The organism is Pseudomonas sp. R2-60-08W, assembly GCF_003852335.1.
GTDB lineage: Bacteria > Pseudomonadota > Gammaproteobacteria > Pseudomonadales > Pseudomonadaceae > Aquipseudomonas.
This window is the reverse complement of the sequence record NZ_CP027731.1, coordinates 1755948-1776713: the sequence shown is the minus strand read 5'-3', so window position 1 is coordinate 1776713 and position 20766 is coordinate 1755948. Positions and strand designations below refer to the sequence as shown.

25 protein-coding genes are annotated in these 20766 nt (G+C 60.7%); 12 read left to right on the top strand and 13 right to left on the bottom strand.

Translation table 11 applies throughout. The features are described 5' to 3' along the window. The first annotated feature begins 208 nt into the window (after positions 1–208). Positions 209–1000 (top strand): crotonase/enoyl-CoA hydratase family protein, encoded by a 792-nt coding sequence (locus tag C4J90_RS08085; protein WP_124361917.1) that lies wholly within the window; start codon positions 209–211, stop codon positions 998–1000. A 101-nt stretch (positions 1001–1101) separates the two neighbouring features. On the opposite strand, the gene C4J90_RS08080 is transcribed toward C4J90_RS08085, so the two are convergent. Then, positions 1102–1857, bottom strand: coding sequence for a spermidine synthase (locus C4J90_RS08080; protein ID WP_124414220.1), 756 nt, complete (start codon positions 1855–1857; stop codon positions 1102–1104). 125 nt (positions 1858–1982) lie between these two features. Between C4J90_RS08080 and C4J90_RS08075 the strand changes: the two genes are divergently transcribed. Continuing rightward, positions 1983–3329, top strand: a complete 1347-nt coding sequence (locus C4J90_RS08075; RefSeq protein WP_124419576.1) for a class II 3-deoxy-7-phosphoheptulonate synthase — start codon at positions 1983–1985, stop codon at positions 3327–3329. Positions 3330–3424: 95 nt separating this feature from the next. Here C4J90_RS08075 and C4J90_RS08070 read toward each other — a convergent pair whose 3' ends face one another. Together C4J90_RS08070 and C4J90_RS08065 are read right to left on the bottom strand one after the other, a co-directional pair. After that, positions 3425–4654, bottom strand: a complete 1230-nt coding sequence (locus C4J90_RS08070; protein ID WP_124419575.1) for a winged helix-turn-helix domain-containing protein — start codon at positions 4652–4654, stop codon at positions 3425–3427. Between the two features lie 45 nt (positions 4655–4699). Beyond that, positions 4700–4906, bottom strand: a complete 207-nt coding sequence (locus C4J90_RS08065; RefSeq protein WP_256657887.1) for a DUF1127 domain-containing protein — start codon at positions 4904–4906, stop codon at positions 4700–4702. Positions 4907–4976: 70 nt separating this feature from the next. Here C4J90_RS08065 and C4J90_RS08060 point away from each other — a divergent pair, with 70 nt between their 5' ends. Then, complete coding sequence (locus C4J90_RS08060; RefSeq protein ID WP_124419573.1) at positions 4977–5858, top strand: LysR family transcriptional regulator; 882 nt, start codon at positions 4977–4979, stop codon at positions 5856–5858. On the opposite strand, the gene C4J90_RS08055 is transcribed toward C4J90_RS08060, so the two are convergent. Next, a complete protein-coding gene (locus C4J90_RS08055; RefSeq protein ID WP_124419572.1) occupies positions 5848–6597 on the bottom strand; it encodes a sulfite exporter TauE/SafE family protein in 750 nt (249 codons plus the stop codon). The two genes, C4J90_RS08060 and C4J90_RS08055, sit on opposite strands and share 11 nt — an antisense overlap. A 108-nt stretch (positions 6598–6705) precedes the next feature. Between C4J90_RS08055 and C4J90_RS08050 the strand changes: the two genes are divergently transcribed. The 4 genes from C4J90_RS08050 (at position 6706) to C4J90_RS08035 (ending at position 9882) form a co-directional block, all read left to right on the top strand. Next, the gene (locus C4J90_RS08050) at positions 6706–7656 is read left to right on the top strand and encodes a LysR family transcriptional regulator (protein WP_124419571.1); all 951 of its coding nucleotides are present in this window, start codon (positions 6706–6708) and stop codon (positions 7654–7656) included. 81 nt (positions 7657–7737) lie between these two features. Beyond that, entirely contained in the window at positions 7738–8190 is a 453-nt protein-coding gene (locus C4J90_RS08045) for a MarR family winged helix-turn-helix transcriptional regulator (protein ID WP_124361909.1), read from the top strand. A 230-nt stretch (positions 8191–8420) separates the two neighbouring features. Then, positions 8421–8840, top strand: a complete 420-nt coding sequence (locus tag C4J90_RS08040; RefSeq protein ID WP_010176159.1) for an organic hydroperoxide resistance protein — start codon at positions 8421–8423, stop codon at positions 8838–8840. A gap of 25 nt (positions 8841–8865) precedes the next feature. Beyond that, a complete protein-coding gene (locus tag C4J90_RS08035; protein ID WP_124414214.1) occupies positions 8866–9882 on the top strand; it encodes an alpha/beta hydrolase in 1017 nt (338 codons plus the stop codon). A 65-nt stretch (positions 9883–9947) separates the two neighbouring features. On the opposite strand, the gene C4J90_RS08030 is transcribed toward C4J90_RS08035, so the two are convergent. Together C4J90_RS08030 and earP are read right to left on the bottom strand one after the other, a co-directional pair. Then, the gene (locus tag C4J90_RS08030) at positions 9948–10520 is read right to left on the bottom strand and encodes an elongation factor P (RefSeq protein ID WP_003172723.1); all 573 of its coding nucleotides are present in this window, start codon (positions 10518–10520) and stop codon (positions 9948–9950) included. A gap of 49 nt (positions 10521–10569) precedes the next feature. Then, positions 10570–11703 carry an elongation factor P maturation arginine rhamnosyltransferase EarP gene (gene earP / locus C4J90_RS08025; RefSeq protein ID WP_124361906.1) on the bottom strand — a complete coding sequence of 378 codons (1134 nt, stop codon included), beginning with the start codon at positions 11701–11703 and terminating at the stop codon, positions 10570–10572. A gap of 132 nt (positions 11704–11835) precedes the next feature. Here earP and C4J90_RS08020 point away from each other — a divergent pair, with 132 nt between their 5' ends. Together C4J90_RS08020 and C4J90_RS08015 are read left to right on the top strand one after the other, a co-directional pair. Further along, positions 11836–12204: a hypothetical protein gene (locus C4J90_RS08020; RefSeq protein ID WP_124361905.1), complete on the top strand. Its 369-nt coding sequence runs from the start codon at positions 11836–11838 to the stop codon at positions 12202–12204. Between the two features lie 5 nt (positions 12205–12209). Next, a complete protein-coding gene (locus C4J90_RS08015; protein WP_124361904.1) occupies positions 12210–12692 on the top strand; it encodes a GreA/GreB family elongation factor in 483 nt (160 codons plus the stop codon). A 39-nt stretch (positions 12693–12731) separates the two neighbouring features. Here the strand turns inward: C4J90_RS08015 and cysB are convergent, their stop codons facing one another. The 5 genes from cysB to C4J90_RS07990 form a co-directional block, all read right to left on the bottom strand. Then, a complete protein-coding gene (cysB, locus tag C4J90_RS08010; protein WP_124361903.1) occupies positions 12732–13706 on the bottom strand; it encodes an HTH-type transcriptional regulator CysB in 975 nt (324 codons plus the stop codon). A 97-nt stretch (positions 13707–13803) separates the two neighbouring features. Beyond that, positions 13804–14310 (bottom strand): universal stress protein, encoded by a 507-nt coding sequence (locus tag C4J90_RS08005; protein ID WP_124361902.1) that lies wholly within the window; start codon positions 14308–14310, stop codon positions 13804–13806. Positions 14311–14375: 65 nt separating this feature from the next. Next, positions 14376–15293, bottom strand: coding sequence for a 5'-nucleotidase (locus tag C4J90_RS08000; protein ID WP_124361901.1), 918 nt, complete (start codon positions 15291–15293; stop codon positions 14376–14378). A gap of 15 nt (positions 15294–15308) precedes the next feature. Next, positions 15309–16271: a putative 2-dehydropantoate 2-reductase gene (locus C4J90_RS07995; protein WP_124419570.1), complete on the bottom strand. Its 963-nt coding sequence runs from the start codon at positions 16269–16271 to the stop codon at positions 15309–15311. Then, complete coding sequence (locus tag C4J90_RS07990; protein WP_124361899.1) at positions 16268–16654, bottom strand: thioredoxin; 387 nt, start codon at positions 16652–16654, stop codon at positions 16268–16270. Before C4J90_RS07990 ends, C4J90_RS07995 begins: the two co-directional genes overlap by 4 nt. Here C4J90_RS07990 and C4J90_RS07985 point away from each other — a divergent pair. Then, positions 16653–17087, top strand: coding sequence for a PilZ domain-containing protein (locus tag C4J90_RS07985; RefSeq protein ID WP_124361898.1), 435 nt, complete (start codon positions 16653–16655; stop codon positions 17085–17087). The two genes, C4J90_RS07990 and C4J90_RS07985, sit on opposite strands and share 2 nt — an antisense overlap. Positions 17088–17218: 131 nt before the next feature. Beyond that, on the top strand, positions 17219–18295 hold the full coding sequence (locus tag C4J90_RS07980) for a 3-deoxy-7-phosphoheptulonate synthase (RefSeq protein ID WP_124361897.1): 1077 nt from the start codon (positions 17219–17221) through the stop codon (positions 18293–18295). A gap of 62 nt (positions 18296–18357) precedes the next feature. Here C4J90_RS07980 and C4J90_RS07975 read toward each other — a convergent pair whose 3' ends face one another. After that, positions 18358–18639, bottom strand: coding sequence for a GNAT family N-acetyltransferase (locus C4J90_RS07975; RefSeq protein WP_003233387.1), 282 nt, complete (start codon positions 18637–18639; stop codon positions 18358–18360). Positions 18640–19251: 612 nt separating this feature from the next. Between C4J90_RS07975 and oprI the strand changes: the two genes are divergently transcribed. Continuing rightward, positions 19252–19503 carry an outer membrane lipoprotei OprI gene (gene oprI, locus C4J90_RS07970; RefSeq protein WP_003172710.1) on the top strand — a complete coding sequence of 84 codons (252 nt, stop codon included), beginning with the start codon at positions 19252–19254 and terminating at the stop codon, positions 19501–19503. Positions 19504–19765: 262 nt separating this feature from the next. Here the strand turns inward: oprI and C4J90_RS07965 are convergent, their stop codons facing one another. Then, positions 19766–20731, bottom strand: coding sequence for a L,D-transpeptidase family protein (locus tag C4J90_RS07965; RefSeq protein WP_124419569.1), 966 nt, complete (start codon positions 20729–20731; stop codon positions 19766–19768). Positions 20732–20766: the final 35 nt, after the last annotated feature.

Here is a 20766-nt window from a genome sequence, read left to right as displayed (position 1 = left end):
GCGCACTATACCGGAAATAGCTGAAAAAGGGAGCTTTTTTTATCGCAAAGCACCGATAAACCGTGCTGCGTCACAGCCTTTGCAGATAACTGCGCCAGGGTCTATTTTGCAAAGGCCCGGCCCTGTTGGTCATCACGCTTAAACGGTTCACCTGTCCAGGCCTGCCCCTTGGTCTGAAACCTTAATCCGCGCCCCGAGGGCACCCCAGATGAATCAAGCCAGCACCAGCCGCGTTACCCGTGAACTCCAGGGCCATGTCCTGCTGCTGGGGCTGGACCGAGTGGCAAAGCGCAATGCTTTCGACCTCGACCTGCTTAACGAACTGAGCATGGCCTATGGCGATTTTGATCGAAACGATGACGCGCGCGTTGCCGTGGTGTTTGCCCATGGCGACCACTTCACCGCCGGACTCGACCTGGCCAATGTCAGCGGCGTCATGGCGGGAGGTTGGCAACCGCCCCTGGGCGGCTGCGACCCCTGGGGCGTGTTCGCCGGTCCCAGGGTCAATAAACCGGTAATCGTGGCCGCCCATGGCTACTGCCTGACCATCGGCATCGAGCTGATGCTGGCGGCGGACATCAATCTTTGCGCGAGCAACACGCGCTTTGCGCAGATGGAAGTGCAGCGTGGGATCTTTCCGTTTGGCGGCGCGACATTACGCTTTCATCAGATCGCTGGCTGGGGCAATGCGATGCGCTGGCTGCTGACCGGCGACGAGTTCGACGCCCATGAAGCCCTGCGCTTGGGCTTAGTGCAGGAAGTGATGGCCAGCGAAGACCTGCTGCCGCGCGCCATCGAGCTGGCCAATCGCATCGCACGCCAGGCGCCGCTTGGGGTGCAGGCAACGTTGATGTCGGCGCGATTGGCGCACAAGGAAGGCGAGACCGTGGCGGCCGCCGCGTTGCCGCCGATGGTGGACAAGTTGCTGAACAGCGAAGACGCCAAGGAGGGCGTGCGGGCGATGATCGAGAAGCGGCCTGGGGTGTTCAAGGGTATTTGAGTGGGCAGTGCCGGCCTCATCGGGAGCAAGCCCCTTCCCACAGTTGAAATGTGTTCCAAATGTGGGAGGGGGCTTGCCCCCGATGGCGTCCGAACAGACGCCTAGGTCGCCGGCCGAATCACCTTGATCAACGCCTGCAACGAATACCCCAGTCGCGGCGCCAGCACTTCAGCCCGTAAGGACAGCGCCTCCAGGTCCAGCTCCTGATCCAGCTCCGAAGGCACCAGCAGGATCACGTTGCCCTCCTTCACCGGCAGTTCCCAGTAATGCCGGTGATACAACCCGCGCAACAGCGCCGCGCCCAGCGGCTTGCCATCATCGGTGGCCCACTGGTTGATCACCAGCCAGCCGCCGGGATTGAGCTTTTTCTGGCAGTTCTCCAGGAACGTCCAGGCCAGATGGCCGACGCCAGGCCCCACGTCGGTGTACAGGTCGACGAAGATCAGGTCCGCCGATTCGGCACTGTCGAGCAACTCCAGGGCATCGCCGATACGGATATACAGGCGTGGATCATCGTCCAGGCCCAGATATTCAATCGCCAGGCGCGGCACGTCGGGGCGCAACTCGATGGCTTCGACGTCCTCAAGCGCCAGGAACTTGAGACAGGCCTGGGTCAACGTGCCGGCGCCAAGGCCAAGGAATAGCGCGCTCTCCGGCTGTTCATGGCACAACGCACCGACCAACATGGCGCGGGTGTAGTCGTACTCCAGCCAGCTTGGGTCGGCAGTGAACACACAGCTTTGCTCGATGGCATCACCAAATTCGAGAAAACGGTAATCGGCCACTTCCAACACACGGATCATGCCGAAATCATCATGGACTTCGGCCAGCAGGCGCTCGACACGCTCCTCGCTCATCACTACTCCTAACGGGTTGGCTGCGGGGCAAAGTGCGCGATTGTCGGCCAAGCGACGGCAGCAGGTCACGCACTAATTGCTGCTAACATTGACGCCCGAACGTCAACCTACCCAACGAGTGCATGATGAGCCAACCCTGGAGCCCCGACAGCTGGCGTGCCCTGCCGATCCAGCAACAACCCCGGTACCCGGATGCCACGCATCTGCTGCAAGTGGAGCAGAGCCTGGCCAGTTACCCGCCGCTGGTGTTTGCCGGGGAAGCCCGCGAATTGCGTCGTCAGTTTGCCGAAGTCACCCAGGGTCGCGCCTTCCTGCTGCAAGGCGGTGACTGTGCCGAGAGCTTTGCCGAGTTTTCCGCCGCGAAAATCCGCGACACCTTCAAGGTGCTGCTGCAGATGGCGATCGTCATGACGTTCGCCGCCGGCTGCCCGGTGGTGAAAGTCGGGCGCATGGCCGGCCAGTTCGCCAAGCCGCGCTCGTCCAACGATGAAACCATCGACGGCGTTACCCTGCCCGCCTACCGCGGCGATATCGTCAATGGCATCGGCTTCGACGAAAAGAGCCGCGTCCCGGACCCGGACCGCCTGCTGCAGAGCTACCACCAGTCCACCGCCACCCTCAACCTGCTGCGCGCGTTTGCCCAGGGTGGCTTCGCTGACCTGCACCAGGTACACAAGTGGAACCTGGACTTCATTGCCAACTCCGCGCTGGCCGAAAAGTACAGCCAACTGGCCGACCGCATCGATGAGACCCTGGCCTTCATGCGCGCCTGCGGCATGGACGATTCGCCGCAACTGCGCGAGACCAGCTTCTTCACCGCTCACGAAGCGTTGCTGCTCAACTATGAAGAAGCCTTCGTGCGCCGTGACAGCCTGACCAACGACTACTACGACTGCTCGGCCCATATGCTCTGGATCGGCGACCGTACTCGTCAGCTGGATGGCGCCCACGTCGAATTCCTGCGCGGGGTGAACAACCCGATCGGGGTCAAGGTCGGCCCGAGCATGAACCCGGACGACCTGATCCGCCTGATCGACATCCTTAACCCGGACAACGACCCTGGCCGCTTGAACCTGATCGCACGCATGGGCGCCAATAAGGTCGGCGACCACCTGCCAGACCTGATTCGCACCGTGCAGCGCGAAGGCAAGCACGTGCTGTGGAGCTGCGACCCGATGCATGGCAACACCATCAAGGCCAGCAGCGGCTACAAGACCCGCGACTTTGCGCAGATCCTCGGCGAAGTGAAGGAGTTCTTCCAGGTACACCAGGCTGAAGGCAGCTATGCCGGCGGCATTCATATCGAGATGACCGGGCAGAACGTCACCGAGTGCATTGGCGGCGCACGGCCGATCACCGAGGACGGCTTGTCGGACCGCTATCACACCCACTGCGACCCGCGGATGAATGCTGATCAGTCGCTGGAATTGGCGTTTTTGATTGCCGAAACCTTGAAACAGGTCAAGCGTTAGATTGTTGTCGACTGGACTGACGCCAATCGGGGGCAAGCCCCCTCCCACAGGGAATGCATTTCACATGTGGAAGGGGGCTTGCCCCAGATGGCGCCCTAAAGACCAGCCTCCAGACCGAGCATTGCCACCCGTAACCGCGCGGCGCTCGGCCGCTGGCAATTGAGCACGACCTGTTGCAGCCCCAACCAATCGGCCATCTGCCGCAGGTTCAGCGCCAACGCCGACATCCCCCGCTCATCCAGGCCCGGCTCTTCCTCGTGCAGCGCATGCACCGCCAGGCAACCGTTGGCTCGTTCGGCGCGCAAATCGACGCGCGCAGCGATCCGCTCGTTGTGCAAAAACGGCAGCACGTAGTAGCCGTACACCCGCTTGTGTTGCGGGGTGTAAATTTCCAGCCGGTAACGGAAATCGAACAGGCGCTCGGTACGGGCACGCTCCCAGATCAACGAATCAAAGGGCGACAGTAAGGCGCTGGCCGGCACGTTGCGTGGCACTTTGGGTGCCGGCAAGCAATACGCCGGCTGCTTCCAGCCTTGCACCTGGCAGTTCAGCAACTGTCCATCCTCGATCAGCTCGGCCAGGCGCTGGCGGCTGTCGACGGGTTCGAGGCGAAAGTAATCGCGCAGGTCTTTTTCAGTGGCCACTCCCAGGGCGGTTGCGCTGTGCAACAACAAGCCCCGCTGGGCCTCGGCTTCGTTCAGGTTGGCTTGAAGGATTTCGGCGGGGAGTACCCGTTCGGGCAAGTCATAGAGGCGTTCAAAGCCACGCCGCCCGGCAACGGTGACCAGACCGGCCGCGAACAGCCATTCCAACGCGTGCTTCTCGTCGCTCCAATCCCACCAGGGCCCGGCACGCACCCCGCGGGTCGACAAACTGCCCGCGCCCAAGGCGCCCTGCTCTTCAACGGCGCGCAGTACGCGCTGGACAGTGCTCTGCTGCTCACGCCCGAATCGCGCCATTTGCGCGTAGATCCCCTGCCCTTGTTTGGCCCGCTCCATGCGCCAGCGCATCATTGGGTACAGCGCCATGGGCAGCAACGAGGCTTCGTGCCCCCAATATTCGAACAGCGAGCGCTGCCGCCCCTGGCTCCAGGCGGCCTGTTCGAGCATCAAGGGAGAATAACGGCCCAACCGGGAAAACAGCGGCAGGTAATGGGAGCGCACCACGGCATTGACCGAATCGATCTGCAGCACACCGAGGCGCTCGATCACACGGTTGAGGTGCGCGGCTTTTATCTGTGCTGGCGGCTGGCGCCCGGAAAACCCCTGGGCTGCCAGCGCCATGCGTCGTGCTTGCTTGAGGGAAAAGGACAGGACGGCGGGCATGGGTAGCTCCTTGAATACGCGCGTCCTACCCTACTGTATTCCCGGTTACTTTCGCAGCGGGTCTTCCCAGAAATGTCGATGGATTTCCTGCTCGACATCGATACGGTTAAGACCGATATCCTTGAGCGCGTCGTCGCTCATGCCCGCCAGCATCTGGCGTTCACGATGCAGCGCCTGCCAACGCGAAATCGTATGAAGAAGCCCGGAAAGCGGCCACTTTGCCATCAATTCAACATCTGTTTGACCTTTCATCTTCTCGCCCTCCAGTGGAGATGACGCCAGTGTGTGCCTGGGCTTATGATCAATCCAACGAATGTTTCTTATGAAATACATCTCGGAGATTGATCAATTGTCCACGTACCCCAGCATCGACACCGAAGTGCTGCGCACCTTCGTCGCCATCGCCGATCAGGGCGGCTTTACCCGGGCCGGCGAGCTGGTCAACCGCACCCAGTCGGCGGTGAGCATGCAGATGAAACGCCTGGAAGAGGATGTGCTGCAGCGCAAGCTGTTCGAACGCGACGGCCGTCAGGTGCGGCTGACCCCCGAGGGCCAAGTGTTGCTGGGTTATGCGCGGCGCATCCTGAAATTGCACAGCGAAGTGTTCAACACCCTGCGCGAGCCGCATATGGTGGGCCTGGTGCGCATCGGCACGCCGGACGACTACGTGATGCGCTTCCTGCCGGGCATCCTCAAGCAGTTTTCCAAGGCTTACCCGCTGATCCAGATCGAACTGCACTGCGAGTCGTCAACGGTGTTGATGCAGCGCCGGGACCTGGCATTGACCGTGATCAGCCGCGAGCCCGGCAATGATCTCGGTGAATTCTTGCGCACTGAGCGCATGGTGTGGGCCGCCTCGCCGTGTTTCTGCGTGGACGAGCATGACGCCATGCCGCTGGCGGTTTCCGGCGACGACTGCGTTTACACGCAGTGGGCGCGGGCGGCAATGGATGCGGCCGGGCGGGATTATCGCCTGGCCTATCACAGCTCCAACGGCGCGGCGATCCTGGCAGTCGTCAGTGCCGGCCTGGCGGCGATGATCAGCATGGAAAGCCTGGTGCCCCAGGACCTGCGCGTACTCGGCAGCGACGAAGGCTTCCCACCCTTGCCGTCGATGCACCTGCGCTTGTTGCGCAATCCGCAGATGACGTCGCCCATCACCGAATGCCTGGCCGACTACATCCTCGAAGGCTTCAGACTTTAAACGTCAGCATCACCGCGCACACCACCAGGAAGCCGCAGAACAGGCCACGCAATACGCGCTCGGGCAGCGCATGAGCGACTTTCACGCCCCAGCTGATACTGAGCAGGCCTCCCACCGCCAACGGCACGCCGATCAGCCAGTCCACCTGGTGGTGCCAGGCGTAGGTGACCAGGGTTACTCCGGTGCTGGGCAGCGCCAACGCAAGGGATAAGCCTTGGGCGACGACTTGGGTGGTGCCGAAAACGCTGGTCAGCACCGGCGTGGCCACCACCGCGCCACCCACACCAAACAATCCGCCCATGGCGCCCGACGCTGCGCCGAGTACGCCCAACCAGGGCCAGGAATAACGCATTTGCGCGGTCGGCGGTGCGTTACGGGTGAGCATGCGCAACAGGTTATAGGCCGCCAGCACCACCAAAAACACGATAAACCCAATCCGCATCGCCCCGGCATCCAGGCCTACCGCCCAGATCGATCCCAGCCAGGCAAAGCTGAAGCCCATCACACCCAGCGGCAAGGCGTGGCGCAGCTCGATGCGGTTGCGCTGGTGATAGCGCCACAGGGCCAGCATCACGTTGGGTACTACCATGACCAGCGCAGTGCCTTGGGCGATCTGCTGGTCCAGGCCGAACAGCACCCCCAGCACGGGGATGGCAATCAGCCCGCCTCCAATGCCAAACAAGCCGCCCACTGTGCCAAGGGCCGCGCCCAATACCAGGTACATCGCTAAATCCAACACCGCTCGCTACTCCGTCATCCCAAGCCTTGCATGCTACGCAGTCGGCCCTGGCACGGAAACGCACAGCAACGCACAATGGTTGTGCCAACCTCGCATAAGCATGAGCCGATGAATCCCAATACCCTCACCGACCAACTGGGCCTGTTTCTCGATGTACTCGAAACCGGCAGCTTTTCCGCCGCTGCACGCCGCCATCCGCTGACTCCCTCGGCCGTGGCACGGCGTATCGACAGCCTGGAAAACTCAGTCGGCAGCCGCCTGTTCCAGCGCAGCACCCATGCCGTGGTGCCCACCCCGGCTGGCCTGGCGTTTGCCGAGCGGGCGCGACGGATTGTGAGTGAATTGCAACTGGCGCGCGCCGAAGCAGTGTCGTTGAGCCATGCGCCGGAAGGCCTGATCCGCATGGATGCACCGGCGGCTTTCGGGCGACGGCACCTGGCGCCGGTGATTGCAGATTTCCTGAAGCTGTACCCTGGGCTGGATGTGCACCTGCATTTGATCGACAGCTTTGTTGATATGCAGGGCGCGCATTTGGGCAAGGTCGACCTGGTGCTGCGCGCCGGGCATATTGCCGACACCCGGCTGATCGCCACGCCGCTCGCCAGTATTGTGCGCATCGCCTGCGCTAGTCCGGGCTACCTGAAAAGCCGCGGTACGCCGACGCACCCGCGGGAGCTGAGCGAACATGACGGCCTGGATTGGGACGGTCTGGCGCCGATGTTCGCCTGGCGCTTCGAACTGGACGGGCGCCGTGCCATCTACCGCCCTCGCCGTATCCGCATGAGTGCCAACAACGCCGAAGCCCTGCTCAGCGGCGCCCTGGCAGGGTTGGGTATTGCGCACCTGCCGACATGGCTGGCCAGCGAATACCTGGTGCGCGGTGAACTCTTGCCCCTGTTTTGTGAAAACGGCTTGCCCAGCCCGGAAACCACCGGCATTTACGCGCTACGCCTGGAACAACAACCCAATGCGCGCAGCCGATTGCTGCTGGAATACCTGAAGTCCCGTTTCAGCCCGGTGCCACCCTGGGATCTGGCCCTGCGAAGCACCATGGTCTGACCGTCCGCGTAGAATTATCTGGTGCATTAAAGATTTGCCCGCTAGATTCCAGCCCATACAGGCTTTTTTCGAGGCACCGCCATGAGCAAGAATCCCACACCCTGCGAATCCCTGATGCTGGATAACCAGCTGTGTTTCGCGTTGCATTCCACCTCGCTACTGATGACCAAGGTCTACAAGCCTCTCCTCCAGGCGCTCGGCCTGACCTATCCGCAGTACCTGGCCATGATGGTGCTGTGGGAAGAAGATGGTTTGACCGTCGGTGAAATCAGCAATCGCCTGCTCACCGACCCCGGCTCCCTGACCCCGCTGCTCAAGCGCCTTGAAGCCGAAGGCCTGTTGAGCCGCACCCGCAGCCGCGAAGACGAACGCGTGGTGGTAGTGGAGTTGACCGACGCCGGACGGGCGTTGCAGGACCGGGCGATGGACATTCCCCAGTGCATCCTGGGTGCCAGCGGACTGGAACTGGAACAATTACGCAAGCTGCAGGCCGATTTGGTTGCTTTGCGCAGCAACCTGCAGAACGCAATCTAAAGACGCTACTGAACATGTGGGAGGGGGCTTGCTCCCGATAGCGGTGAGCCATATACGCATTGAGTGGCTGGCCCACCGCCATCGGGAGCAAGCCCCCTCCCACATTGTTTTCCCATCGCAAAAAAATATTTATAAATTTATCTTGCGCGCTAAACATTAGAGCTATACATTCACCTCACCAACTACTTAGCGCACAAACATTTAGCGCTAACAACACAGAGGACGACACCATGCAAACGCTCTATACCGCAGTAGCCACCGCCACCGGCGGCCGTGATGGTCGCGCTGTCTCCAGCGACAACATCCTCGACGTCAAACTCTCGACCCCCAAGGAATTGGGCGGCGCTGGCGGCCAGGCCACCAACCCTGAACAGCTGTTCGCTGCCGGCTACTCGGCCTGCTTTATCGGCGCGCTGAAATTCGTCGCCAGCCAGACCAAACGCAAGATCCCGGATGACGCTTCGATCACCGCCCATGTGGGCATCGGCCAGATCCCTGGTGGCTTCGGCTTGGACATCGACCTGCACATCAGTCTGCCAGGCCTGGCGCAAGACGATGCGCAAAGCCTGGTCGACGCCGCCCACCAGGTCTGCCCGTACTCCAACGCCACTCGCGGCAACGTTGATGTGCGCCTGCACGTAACCGTTTAACCACGCGCCCTGATCGGAGAAGACCATGAACACCTTTGCTAAAGCGCTCACCGGCAGCCTGCTTGCCCTGTCCATCAGCACCGCCTTCGCCGCTAGCGGTGATGTGGAGCACAGCACCCAGGGTTTCCTGGATGCGCTGAACGCCGGCACCGGCAAGCCGATCGAGCAATTGACGCCCCAGCAGGCCCGTGCGGTGCTGACAGGTGCCCAGGCCGGGGTGAAGTTGAGCCTGCCCAGGGCAGACGTGAGCCAGAAGACCATTCAGGTCGATGGCCAGCCGCTGGACCTGACCATTGTGCGTCCAGCCGGGGCCAAGGGCGCTTTGCCGGTGTTCATGTTCTTTCACGGCGGTGGCTGGGTGCTGGGGGATTACCCCACCCATGAACGCCTGGTGCGGGACCTGGTGGTGGGTTCGGGGGCAGTGGCGGTGTTCGTCAACTACACGCCGTCACCAGAAGCGCATTACCCCGTGGCGATCAACCAAGCGTATGGCGCAACAAAATGGGTGGCCGAGCACGGAAAAGAGATCAACGTCGATGGCAAGCGCCTGGCGGTCGCGGGCAACAGTGTCGGGGGCAACATGGCAGCGGTGGTCAGCCTGATGGCCAAGGACAAGGGTACGCCGGCGATCAAGTTCCAACTGCTGCTGTGGCCGGTGACCGATGCCAACTTCGACACGGGCTCCTACAACCAGTACGCCGAGGGGCACTTCCTCACCCGGAACATGATGAAATGGTTCTGGGACAATTACACCACCGACGCCAACCAGCGGGCCGAGATCTACGCCTCGCCACTGCGAGCCACCCCTGATCAACTCAAGGGGTTGCCACCTGCGATGGTGCAAACCGCTGGCGCCGATGTACTGCGTGACGAGGGTGAAGCCTACGCCCGCAAGCTGGATCAGGCCGGCGTGCCGGTGACTGCCGTACGCTACAACGGCATGATCCACGACTACGGTTTGCTGAACGTGGTCAGCCAGGTACCGGCGGTGCGCTCGGCATTGCTGCAAGCGTCGGACGAACTCAAGCAGCACCTGAAGTAAACCCCGCAGGCACAAAAAAGCCCGACGCATGGTCGGGCTTTTCCATTCGTAAGGCAGGGCCAGAATTACTTCTTGGCGCGACCTTTGTACGAACCACCTTCGCGGGTGTCGATTTCGATCAGGTCGTCGATTTCGATGAAATCGGCTACTTGCAGCTCGGTACCGTTGCTCAGTTTGGCAGGCTTCATCACCTTGCCGGAAGTGTCACCGCGAGCGGAGCCTTCGGTGTAGGCCACTTTACGCACGATGGTGGTCGGCAGCTCTACGGAAACCAGGCGCTCTTCGAAGAAGATCGCTTCGCAGACGTCTTCCATGCCTTCTTCGATGAACGGCAGAACGGCTTCGATATCTTCAGCGTTCAGCTCGTACATGGTGTAGTCGGTGGTGTCCATGAACGTGTAGGTGTCGCCGCTGATGAAGGACAGGGTCGCTTCCTTGCGGTCGAGGATCACGTCGTCCAGTTTGTCATCGGCGCTGTAGACGATCTCGGTCTTGTAACCGGTCAGCAGGTTCTTCAGCTTGGTCTTCATGATGGCGCTGTTACGACCAGACTTGGTGAACTCAGCTTTCTGAACCAGCCAAGGGTCGTTTTCGAGACGGATCACTGTACCGGGTTTCAGTTCTTTACCAGTTTTCATTGCATATATCCGAAATTTGGATGGGATTTACAAAAATCAAGGTGGCGTATCATATCCAACTTTCATAAAACTGTACCAGCGCCGTCGCAAGATCGGCCTGCAAGCCCTGTTCCAGACACCAGTCTTGCGCATGCTGGCTGAGTTCCGGCCAGTGCTCCAGCAGCATTTTCCAGGGTTGGGCCATATCGCCCTCGGTATTCCAGGCTTGCCAGAGTGCAACCAGCGCCGCCTTGGCCGCCGGCGACAAGGCGGCGGTGTACAGCTCGAGGAACGCATCGAGCTTGTCGAGATGGATGTCTTCGTCCTGACGATAGATGTGCCACAGCAACGGGCGCCCGGCCCACTGGGCGCGCACGAACGAATCTTCGCCACGCACGGCATTGATGTCACAGCACCACAGCAATAGGTCGTACTGGGCCTGGCGCACGAACGGCAGCACTTGCACGGTCAAGGCCCCGCGCTGGTGAACAGCCCCTGCCGTCAACCCCTCCTCGCCCAGCCAGCGCTGCACGTCACCCAGGATGCGCCCTTCCGGCACCAACAGATGAGTGGCACGCCCGTCTGTCGACAACACGTCCAGCCAACTGCCGAGCCCGGCGTTTTCGTAGGCGAACAGTGAGATCAGGCGCGCATCGGCAAGCGGAAATACGCCCAGGCTTTGCAGGAATTGTCGCTGCGCATCGGCATCTTGCTGAAAAACCTGACGCTGTTGCAGCAACCCCGCCTCACGCAACAGCCCGCCGGTGCCTGGACGAAAGCCCGGAAAAAAGAAGTACTTCTGCACACCCTTGAACTTCACCGACGGCAGGCGGTGACAGCCCACCACCCAGTCCTCGGCGCTGAGGTAATCCAGGTTCATCCACAACGGCGTGCGTTCACGCGCGGCCATGGCTTCCATGTAGTCAGGCGGCAGCTGGCAAGCGAACGCGGCAATCACCACATCGGCCGCAGGCGTTGTCGACCAGTCAAACGGCCAGTGGCGCACATCGACACCCGCTTGCCATTGCTGCGCCAGGTTTACATCGATCTGTGGGCACATGCGCTCGAAGGCGCGCAGGTCATCGACCCACAGGCGCACATCGCACGCGTGCTCCGCGACCAATTGCCGGGCCAGGCGCCAGGTCACGCCGATGTCGCCGTAGTTATCGACGACGCTGCAAAAAATATCCCAGCGGGCTTTCATTCCGGGCTCCACGACTCAAAGGCTCGATTGTCCGCATAAATGCGCCGATGCAGAAGGCTTGATCGCGATTATTCTGCGCAGTGGCTGTGCGACAATCGCTGCCACGCCGTCAATGCCTGCCAGGAGGCCACCATGTCTGACCGTCCGCTGTCGCTGTTCAAGCTGTGTATCGCCATTGCCGCAGGCGTGTGGCTAGGGTTTATCGCCATCGCACTGACCAGCTGGCTGGCATCGCGCTACCTGTTCCCGCAGAGCCTGGCACCCGTGGCCCAGGCGGTGCAGCAACTGGGTAAGCCGACCGTCGTCACGCCTGAGCCGCCGAACCGTATGTTCGAGCAGTACCAGCAGAACCTGCAAAAGCAGGAGCAGCAACAAGCCCTGGACCAGGCCCGAAGCAATGCGCGCAACCTGGCCAACCCCAAATGCCAGTTCTGGCTGCAACAGGATCAGAACGCTCCAAATGAAAAATCCAAAGCCAATGTCCTGCAATTCTGCGATTAGAGATCATGAATAAACACGCCGTCCTCCAACTGATCCTGGAAAAACTCTCCGCCGACCTCGACATCGCCCAGCGCGCCGCGCAGACCGCCTACGAGACGGCGACACACGAGGAGAACATCGCAGAAAACAAGTACGACACCTTGGGGCTGGAGGCTTCGTATCTGGCGGCCGGCCAGGCCAAGCGGGTCGAAGAGATCAAGCAGTCGCTGGCGCTGTGCCAGAACCTGCAGGTGCGTGCGTACGATGACCAACGCGGGATCGAAGTGGGTACGCTGCTGGGCCTGGAAGACGAGAACGGTCGCCAGCAATGGCTGTTCCTGGCGCCGGATGCCGCGGGCTTGAAGGTTGAAGTGGTCGGCCAGCCGGTAACCGTCATCACCCCGCGCTCGCCCTTGGGCAAAAGCCTGCTGGGCAAGCGTGTCGAGGATGAGGTAGAGATTCTGGTGGCGGGCACCCGGCAACATTTCACGGTGACCGAGGCCAAATAGGGCGCGATAGCGAGGGCGCTGGCGCCCTCGCTAGAGGGATCAGTGAACCGGCAGTTCAACGCCGTCGAACAGCTCTTCGAGTTCCTGCTTGTTGTGGCACTGGATCGCCTTGGCCATCACTTCGCGGGTCAGGTGCGGGGCGAATTTCTCGATGAAATCGCACATGAAACCGCGCAGGAAGGTGCCACGGCGGAAGCCGATCTTGGTCACGCTGGACTCGAACAGCTCGCTGGCGTCGAGCACCACCAGGTCTTTATCGAGCTGGGTGTCGACCGCCATCTTGGCGACGATGCCCACGCCCAGGCCCAGGCGCACGTAAGTCTTGATTACGTCGGCGTCGGCTGCGGTGAACACCACTTTCGGCGTAAGACCACGGTGGCTGAAGGCTTCGTCTAGCTTCGAACGGCCGGTGAAACCAAACACGTAGGTGACGATGGGGAATTCCGCCAGGGCTTCCAGGGTCAACTTCGGCAACTTGGCCAGTGGGTGCCCCTGGGGCACGACCACGCAACGGTTCCAGCGGTAGCACGGCATCATCACCAAATCACCGAACAGCTCCAGGGCTTCGGTGGCGATCGCGAAATCGACGGTGCCATCAGCGGCCATCTCGGCGATCTGCATCGGCGAGCCCTGGTGCATGTGCAACGCCACGTCCGGGTATTGCTTGATGAAATCACGGATCACCGGCGGCAAGGCGTAGCGTGCCTGGGTGTGGGTGGTGGCAATCGACAGGGTGCCCTTCTTCTCGTTGGAGAATTCCTGGGCGATCTGCTTGATGCTTTCGACTTTGCGCAGAATCTCACCGGCGGTGGTGATGATGCGCTCGCCGGCCGGGGTGACGCGGGTCAGATGCTTGCCGCTGCGCGCGAACACTTCGACGCCCAGCTCGTCTTCGAGCAGGCGGATCTGCTTGCTGATACCGGGTTGCGACGTGTAAAGGCTTTGAGCGGTAGCGGAAACGTTGAGGTCGTGGTGCGCCACTTCCCAGATGTAGCGCAGTTGTTGAAGCTTCATATGAATCCCTCAAAGCAGATAGACGCCACGGGTATCAGCGACGGTATATAACTATATTAAAGGTAAGATATATAAATCTAGAACTTTTTATCGTTTTTTACCGATCCATATCATCGCTGCGTCGACGTTGCAGCGACGGCACCAGGTAAACCGGCACGCTCGCCAGCTGCAGCAACCGTGCGGCGGTACGCCCGAGCGGTGTCGCCGCCGCGCTGGCTTGGCTATGACTCCCTACGATCAACAGGTCCACGGAAAGTTTATGCAGTTGGTCGAGAATCACCTCGCAAGGGTCGCCCTGGATCACCCGCACCGAACGAATAAACTTCAAGTCCTGCTCCCCGTCCCCCAACTCCTCGCGAAAGCTGTCGAGCACCCGCTGCTCGATCGTTGCCATGACCGTGCTCAGCCCCTGGCTCTGCCATTCGCTGAGCGCCTTTTCATCAAGGTAGCTCTGCAACACCGACTCTGCGAACAGCCCGATGGGCTCCACCACATGAATCACATACAAATCTGCCTTGAACGTTCGCGCCAACGCCAGGGCATGTTGCATGACGTACGGCGCATACAGGCCAAGATCCGTGGCGTACAGTATCGAACGAATCATAGAACCCCCTGGACTGCCAGGATGGCGGAGATTAAATCAGCTTAGCAGCGCCCAGGGGGTACGACTCAGCGCTCGCCCTGGATTTTCAACTCATTACTGATGCCGTGCGGCACATGCCCGGTGGCCACGACCTGCCTGGCTCTTTCGCAATGGCCGGCCTGGTCATCGAAGAACACATCGGCGGCGAATGCTTCCAGGAACGCGGATTTATCCAGGCCACCCAGGAACAACGATTCATCCAGGCGGATATCCCATTCGCGCAACGTACGAATAACCCGCTCGTGGGACGGCGCCGAGCGCGCGGTGACCAGTGCGGTGCGAATCGGGCAGGCCTCATCAGCAAACTCACGCTGCAACAGGTTGAGTGCCGCGAGGAAACCCTTGAACGGGCCACCGTGCAAGGGCTGGCGCGCCGACTCGCGCTCGCTGGCCTGGAATGCTTCCAACCCGCCAGCCTGGTAGACGCGCTCGGACTCGTCGGAAAACAGCACCGCATCACCATCGAAGGCGATGCGCAATTCCTCGCTCGACGCCCGGCGCGCACCACCGGACAAAATAGTCGCCGCCGCAAAACCGGCGTCGAGGGCACTGCGCACATCCTCGGCATGGGTCGACAGAAACAGATGACAACCAAAGGCGGCCAGATACGGATAGGGACTACGCCCTCCGACGAATGCGGCGCGGGAAATATCCAGGCCGTAATGCTGGATCGAGTTGAACACTCGCAAGCCGGTATCGGCGCTGTTGCGTGACACCAAGACCACCTCGACACGGGCACGCCCGAGGCTGGCGTTGAGGCTCAGCAGTTTCTTGACCAGCGGAAAGGCATCGCCGGGTTCGAGGATTTCCTCCTCGTGCTCGATCTGGTATTTGCGATAGGGCTCAACCCCTTCGGCGAGGTACACCGTGTGGCTCTCGCTCAAATCGAACAAGGCCCGCGATGAAATCGCCAGCACCAGTTTGTCGCTCAATCCTGTCGCCATGTGCTTGCCCCCGAATCAGCGAGTGTGCCGATCAATAAAACTCAAGGCCTGGTAAAGCGCCTGCATGCGCGGTAATTCGCAGCCGGCCGCTTTGGCGGCAGCCAGCGGTCGGGCATAAATGGCCTCCAGTTCCAACGGGCGCTGATGCGCGTGATCGTGGTACATGCTGGGCAGGTAGTCATCCATGGTTTCGGTCATGGCGAACATCTGCTCGGCATAACTTGCCGCAATGTCATGGCCGCAAGCGCCAGCGCCCTGAACCACTTCGGCCATCAGCGCTTGAATCAGCGCGCGGCTGGACTCATCCGCCATCAGCGCGCGGGTCCCCGTGCCCAGCAAGACGGAGAGGCCGTTGAACGGCACGTTCCACACCAACTTATGCCAGCGCGCCTGATGCACGCTGGCCATGGCCTGGGATTCGATGCCCGCTTGATGAAACAGAGCGGCCCCTTCTTCGACAATCGCTTGCTGGCGCGCTTGATCGTTGGCCGCCATGCCACTGTGATAGCCAAGATTGACCCGCCCCAGCGCTTGATGCTCGACGACGCCCGGCGCGGCGCGATGCACGCCGATGTAGCACAGGCCACCCAGCAAATGCAGCGACGATGGCAGGTGCTCGCGCAGGCTGTCTTCCACATCCAGTCCGTTTTGCAGCAGCACCACCTTGGCGTCCGGCGCAGCGACCTGGGCAATGGTCGGCGCCAGCTCGGGGTTGCCAGTGGATTTGGTCCCCACCAACAGCCAATCACACGGCGGCATGTCGGCAGGGCTGGCATACGCTTGCACCGGGTGCAGGTGCAGGTTGCCATGCACGCTACTGTTGACGCGCAGGCCGTGCTCGCGGACCGCCGCGTATTCGCTGCGCAGCAGGAAATGCACATCGAACCCGGCACGCGCCAGCATCAGGCCGTAGAAACCGCCAATGGCACCGGTGCCAATGATGCCAATGCGTGGCGAAGGGTGTGCAAGTGCGGTCATGGCAAATCCTCTGGTGTGCGGGTGAGCGCCTGGTTTATCGCGTCGACAAGGTCAGGCGGTGTAAGACGCGTCTGTAATTGCCCAAGAAATTGACCCTCGCACACGAGGAACAACGCGGGCAAATGAAAGATCTGGTAACGTTCGACCGCGCCGCCGTTGTGCCCGGCATCCACCCAGCACAGCCGGTCCACCGGCAAGCGCCAGCCCGGCAACTGCTGGCGCGCCCAGCGGCAGCTGGAACAACCGACACTGGTAAACACGACCAGAGAACACCCTGGTAACCCCAGCAATTGCTGGTCGATATCCAGGTCGGTCAATTCCAGTTGCTTCACTATACTGCTGCCACTGCCGTCCATTGGACGGTGTTCGGAGTCCGTGTACATGGGTCGTTTTCTACCTCACCCTGATGATGTCGCTGTCGAGTTGATCCAACGTCCCTCTCCTGCCCTGCCCTCCCAACGCCTGCGCACTATCGGCCGTGGTGGCATTGCCTGCAACTGGCCGCGTGCCTGGCGCCCTGGCACGGCGGTCGACCTGCATATCCCCTCCCTGGGCGCCAGCGCCCGCTATCCAGGCTATGTCGCGTGGTGCCGCAGGGTGGAGGCCGGCTATCGCATCGGCATCTGTTTTGCCGACGAACATGCACTGTTCGGCGCACGAATGGGTGAGCAAGTGTGCCAGATCGAACGCTACTGCCGCCTGCACGACGCCGCCGAGCCCACGCCCGAGCAACTCGAAGCCTTGGCTCGCGACTGGGTATCGCGCCACGCCAATGAGTTCTCCCATGAGACGGTTGTGCAGCCAGTGCTGGATTAAAGCGGGCTTTGCCCATTGTCGCGGGCCCGTGTTACGCGCTAAGGTTCCTCCCCCCTGCATCCAAATCATGCTGTGCTCCGCCGCACGGGGATGGCTGGCGGCCGGCACCCGTGACCCTGACGAGTAACACGATGGCTGATTTACCGATCAATGACCTTAACGTTGAATCCAACGAGACCCTGATCACGCCCGATCAGCTCAAACGCGAAATCCCCCTGAGCGACGCTGCCCTGCAGACCGTCACCAAGGGCCGCGAAGTCATCCGTGACATTCTCGACGGCACCGACCACCGCCTCTTCGTCGTGATCGGGCCTTGCTCGATCCACGATCTCAAGGCGGCCCACGAATACGCCGAACGCCTCAAGGTGCTGGCGGCGGAAGTGTCCGACACCTTGTACCTGGTGATGCGCGTGTATTTCGAGAAGCCGCGCACGACGGTCGGCTGGAAAGGCTTGATCAACGACCCGTACCTGGACGACTCGTTCAAGATCCAGGACGGCTTGCACATCGGTCGTCAACTGCTGCTGGACCTGGCGGAAATGGGCCTGCCCACCGCTACCGAAGCGCTGGACCCGATTTCCCCGCAGTACCTGCAGGACCTGATCAGCTGGTCGGCCATCGGCGCCCGCACCACCGAGTCCCAGACACACCGCGAAATGGCGTCCGGCCTGTCCTCGGCCGTGGGCTTCAAGAATGGCACCGACGGCGGCCTGACGGTGGCGATCAACGCGCTGCAATCGGTTTCCAGCCCTCACCGCTTCCTGGGCATCAACCAGGAAGGCGGCGTGTCCATCGTCACGACCAAGGGCAATGCCTACGGTCACGTGGTACTGCGCGGCGGCAACGGCAAGCCCAACTATGACTCGGTCAGCGTCGCACTGTGCGAACAGGCGCTAAACAAGGCCGGGATCAAGCCCAACATCATGGTTGATTGCAGCCACGCCAACTCCAACAAGGACCCGGCCCTGCAGCCGCTGGTGATGGAAAACGTCGCCAACCAGATCCTCGAAGGCAACCAGTCGATCATCGGCTTGATGGTCGAGAGCCACCTGAACTGGGGTTGCCAGGCCATTCCAAAAGACCTGGCCGACTTGCAGTACGGCGTGTCGATCACCGATGCGTGCATCGACTGGGCCGCTACCGAGAACACCCTGCGCAGCATGCACGCCAAGCTCAAGGACGTATTGCCCAATCGCAAACGCACCTGAAGCTGAATCAGGCACACACAAAAACGCCGGGCTAAACCCGGCGTTTTTTTATGGCTGCTCGCTCAGAGCTTTGCGGCGTGGCGCTGGTGGCGCTCCATGTAGCGTTCCACATAAGAGCAGGACGGGATGACCGTGTAGCCTGACTCTTCGGCGAATTTCAACGCTTCTTCAGTCAACGCGGCCGCAATGCCACGCCCACGCAACGCGTTGGGCACGAACGTACGATAGATATCCAGGGTCTGTTTCCCGAGGTCCATGTAGGTCAGATAGGCACGATGACCGTCCACATTGGTCTCGAACTGATGACCAGCCTGGTCATGGTGGATGGACAACGCCTCGCTCATCACTACTCCTCGCGGGTCTTGAATATTGACCCTACCTTACCGATGTTTTTCCGGCGAAGGAACATCTACGCCACCCCGTGCCGGTTTCGACAACGAGAAAACCCTGAGCGCTCACACCTGCACGTAGGGAATAGTAGGCACCAATCCAGCAATTGCTCAAGGCACACTCGTCATCCCCTGCCACAGGTGGAATATTAGAAAGGGCCTCGATCACCCGGTGACCGAACGCCTGAACATTGCCGGCAGTTGAAGCGTGAGACGAACTGGCGCCGTTAAAGTCACCTCTAGATGAGCAAAAGATGCCCGGTGCGAGACAACCCGCCGCAACGGAAGTGCCGGCTTGGATATATAAAATTTCATCTATATACACCGCTCGACGCATGCGGGCCGGCCCTTTCAGCCTGGATCCAATCTTCGGCAGAATGAAAAAATCTGGCGGGTTTTTATACAAACCTTCAAAAGATTAGCCAAAATAGATTCGGTGCAAGAATTTTTTTTGCTTCTTGCGCTACGTCAGTTTACTTACTACAAGTAATGGGTAGTATGTACGCCGGCTATTAGCTCACTCTGAGACAGTAGCCATCTAATAGAAAGTCCTTGAAGGGGAACACGATGAACAACGTTCTGAAATTCTCTGCTCTGGCTCTGGCCGCAGTTCTGGCTACCGGTTGCAGCAGCGTCTCCAAAGAAACCGAAGCTCGTCTGACTGCAACGGAAGACGCAGCAGCTCGCTCCCAGGCTCGTGCAGACGAAGCCTACCGTAAAGCTGATGAAGCGCTGGCTGCTGCTCAAAAAGCACAACAGACTGCTGACGAAGCTAACGAGCGCGCTCTGCGCATGCTTGAAAAAGCAAGCCGCAAGTAATAATCCCTCGGGGTTGTTATCAAGCCGATCCATTTATGGGTCGGCTTTTTTTTACCTGAAATCTGCTGCGCCAGGCAGCAGGAGCGGGCTTGGGGTAATGCCGGTCAGTAAAGCGAAAGAGGGTCACTGTAGGAGCGAGCTTGCTCGCGAAAAACGTCTAGGCAACACGTTCATTCTGGATAAACGCGGTGGCCCTGAGTTCTTCGCGAGCAAGCTCGCTCCTACAAAAGCCTTAACTGACTGGCATTAGGGCTTGGGGCGTCTATTGAAAATCAACTGGCGCGCTGGAAGCGATCGGAGCGACGCCAGGCACACCGATTTCAGTCGGCAAACCATCCTCCGCCGCCACCACATCACGCACCTGATCCCAATTCACCCGCAGGCTATTGGCCAGGTCTTCACGCTTGAGCAAGGCATTGATCACCGCCGTGTGCTTGTCGACCACCGACGGCGTGCCATCATCGTTCAACGGTGTATGGGCTTCCAGGTAGACCTTGCCGCCAGCGCTGCCGAACTTATAGGCGTCGTTGATGATGCGTACCGAGGTGCCGACCGGCACCATGCTGGCCATTTCCAACACGTTGTTGTTGAACATACGGAAGCAACCGTGGCTGGTACGCGTGCCGATACCAAATTTCATGTTGGAGCCGTGAATCAGGTAACCCGGCGTGCCCAGGGTGAACTTGAACGGGCCCAACGGGTTGTCGGGGCCGGCAGGCACCACGTTGGGCAGCGGGTCACCGTTGGCGGCGTGTTCGGCCTTGATCGAGGCAGGCGGTGTCCAGGTGGGGTTCGGCGTCTTCGCGATGATGCTGGTATGGGCAATGGGCGATCCCCAGCCTTCACGACCAATCCCCAACGGAAAGGTGTAGACCACGTTCTGGCCCTTGGGGTAGTAATACAGCCGATATTCCGCAAGGTTGATCACAATGCCTTCACGCGGGCCCGGCGGCAGAATGAAACGCGTCGGCAGCACGATGTCCGTCCCCGCACCTGGCAGCCAGGCATCGACGCCCGGGTTGGCCGCGACCATTTCCGAATAACCCAGGTCATACGTGGTGCCCAGGTCGGCAAACGTATCTTCGTATTTGGCCTTGATCACCTGGACCTGACCGACTATGTCCTCACCGGGGGGCGGCAACGGCAACTGCAAGGCGTGCGCCGAGCCGGCCGCACAAAGCGCAGCAAGAGACAGGCAGCAGGTAACGACGGAGAGGCGCGACAACATCCGGAAAATCCTTCGCAGACGACGGTAGGAAAAAA

Coding starts and splice junctions, on each gene's coding strand:
- C4J90_RS08015 (WP_124361904.1), top strand. CDS start 12,210: ATGAATAAACACGCCGTCCTCCAACTGATCCTGGAAAAACTCTCCGCC.
- C4J90_RS08085 (WP_124361917.1), top strand. CDS start 209: ATGAATCAAGCCAGCACCAGCCGCGTTACCCGTGAACTCCAGGGCCAT.
- C4J90_RS08050 (WP_124419571.1), top strand. CDS start 6,706: ATGAATCCCAATACCCTCACCGACCAACTGGGCCTGTTTCTCGATGTA.
- oprI (WP_003172710.1), top strand. CDS start 19,252: ATGAACAACGTTCTGAAATTCTCTGCTCTGGCTCTGGCCGCAGTTCTG.
- C4J90_RS08060 (WP_124419573.1), top strand. CDS start 4,977: ATGAAATACATCTCGGAGATTGATCAATTGTCCACGTACCCCAGCATC.
- C4J90_RS08005 (WP_124361902.1), bottom strand. CDS start 14,310: ATGATTCGTTCGATACTGTACGCCACGGATCTTGGCCTGTATGCGCCG.
- C4J90_RS08035 (WP_124414214.1), top strand. CDS start 8,866: ATGAACACCTTTGCTAAAGCGCTCACCGGCAGCCTGCTTGCCCTGTCC.
- C4J90_RS08065 (WP_256657887.1), bottom strand. CDS start 4,906: ATGAAAGGTCAAACAGATGTTGAATTGATGGCAAAGTGGCCGCTTTCC.
- earP (WP_124361906.1), bottom strand. CDS start 11,703: ATGAAAGCCCGCTGGGATATTTTTTGCAGCGTCGTCGATAACTACGGC.
- C4J90_RS07980 (WP_124361897.1), top strand. CDS start 17,219: ATGGCTGATTTACCGATCAATGACCTTAACGTTGAATCCAACGAGACC.
- C4J90_RS08070 (WP_124419575.1), bottom strand. CDS start 4,654: ATGCCCGCCGTCCTGTCCTTTTCCCTCAAGCAAGCACGACGCATGGCG.
- C4J90_RS08020 (WP_124361905.1), top strand. CDS start 11,836: ATGTCTGACCGTCCGCTGTCGCTGTTCAAGCTGTGTATCGCCATTGCC.
- C4J90_RS07995 (WP_124419570.1), bottom strand. CDS start 16,271: ATGACCGCACTTGCACACCCTTCGCCACGCATTGGCATCATTGGCACC.
- C4J90_RS08080 (WP_124414220.1), bottom strand. CDS start 1,857: ATGAGCGAGGAGCGTGTCGAGCGCCTGCTGGCCGAAGTCCATGATGAT.
- C4J90_RS07965 (WP_124419569.1), bottom strand. CDS start 20,731: ATGTTGTCGCGCCTCTCCGTCGTTACCTGCTGCCTGTCTCTTGCTGCG.
- C4J90_RS08040 (WP_010176159.1), top strand. CDS start 8,421: ATGCAAACGCTCTATACCGCAGTAGCCACCGCCACCGGCGGCCGTGAT.
- C4J90_RS07990 (WP_124361899.1), bottom strand. CDS start 16,654: ATGTACACGGACTCCGAACACCGTCCAATGGACGGCAGTGGCAGCAGT.
- C4J90_RS07985 (WP_124361898.1), top strand. CDS start 16,653: ATGGGTCGTTTTCTACCTCACCCTGATGATGTCGCTGTCGAGTTGATC.
- C4J90_RS08000 (WP_124361901.1), bottom strand. CDS start 15,293: ATGGCGACAGGATTGAGCGACAAACTGGTGCTGGCGATTTCATCGCGG.
- C4J90_RS08075 (WP_124419576.1), top strand. CDS start 1,983: ATGAGCCAACCCTGGAGCCCCGACAGCTGGCGTGCCCTGCCGATCCAG.
- cysB (WP_124361903.1), bottom strand. CDS start 13,706: ATGAAGCTTCAACAACTGCGCTACATCTGGGAAGTGGCGCACCACGAC.
- C4J90_RS08030 (WP_003172723.1), bottom strand. CDS start 10,520: ATGAAAACTGGTAAAGAACTGAAACCCGGTACAGTGATCCGTCTCGAA.
- C4J90_RS07975 (WP_003233387.1), bottom strand. CDS start 18,639: ATGAGCGAGGCGTTGTCCATCCACCATGACCAGGCTGGTCATCAGTTC.
- C4J90_RS08045 (WP_124361909.1), top strand. CDS start 7,738: ATGAGCAAGAATCCCACACCCTGCGAATCCCTGATGCTGGATAACCAG.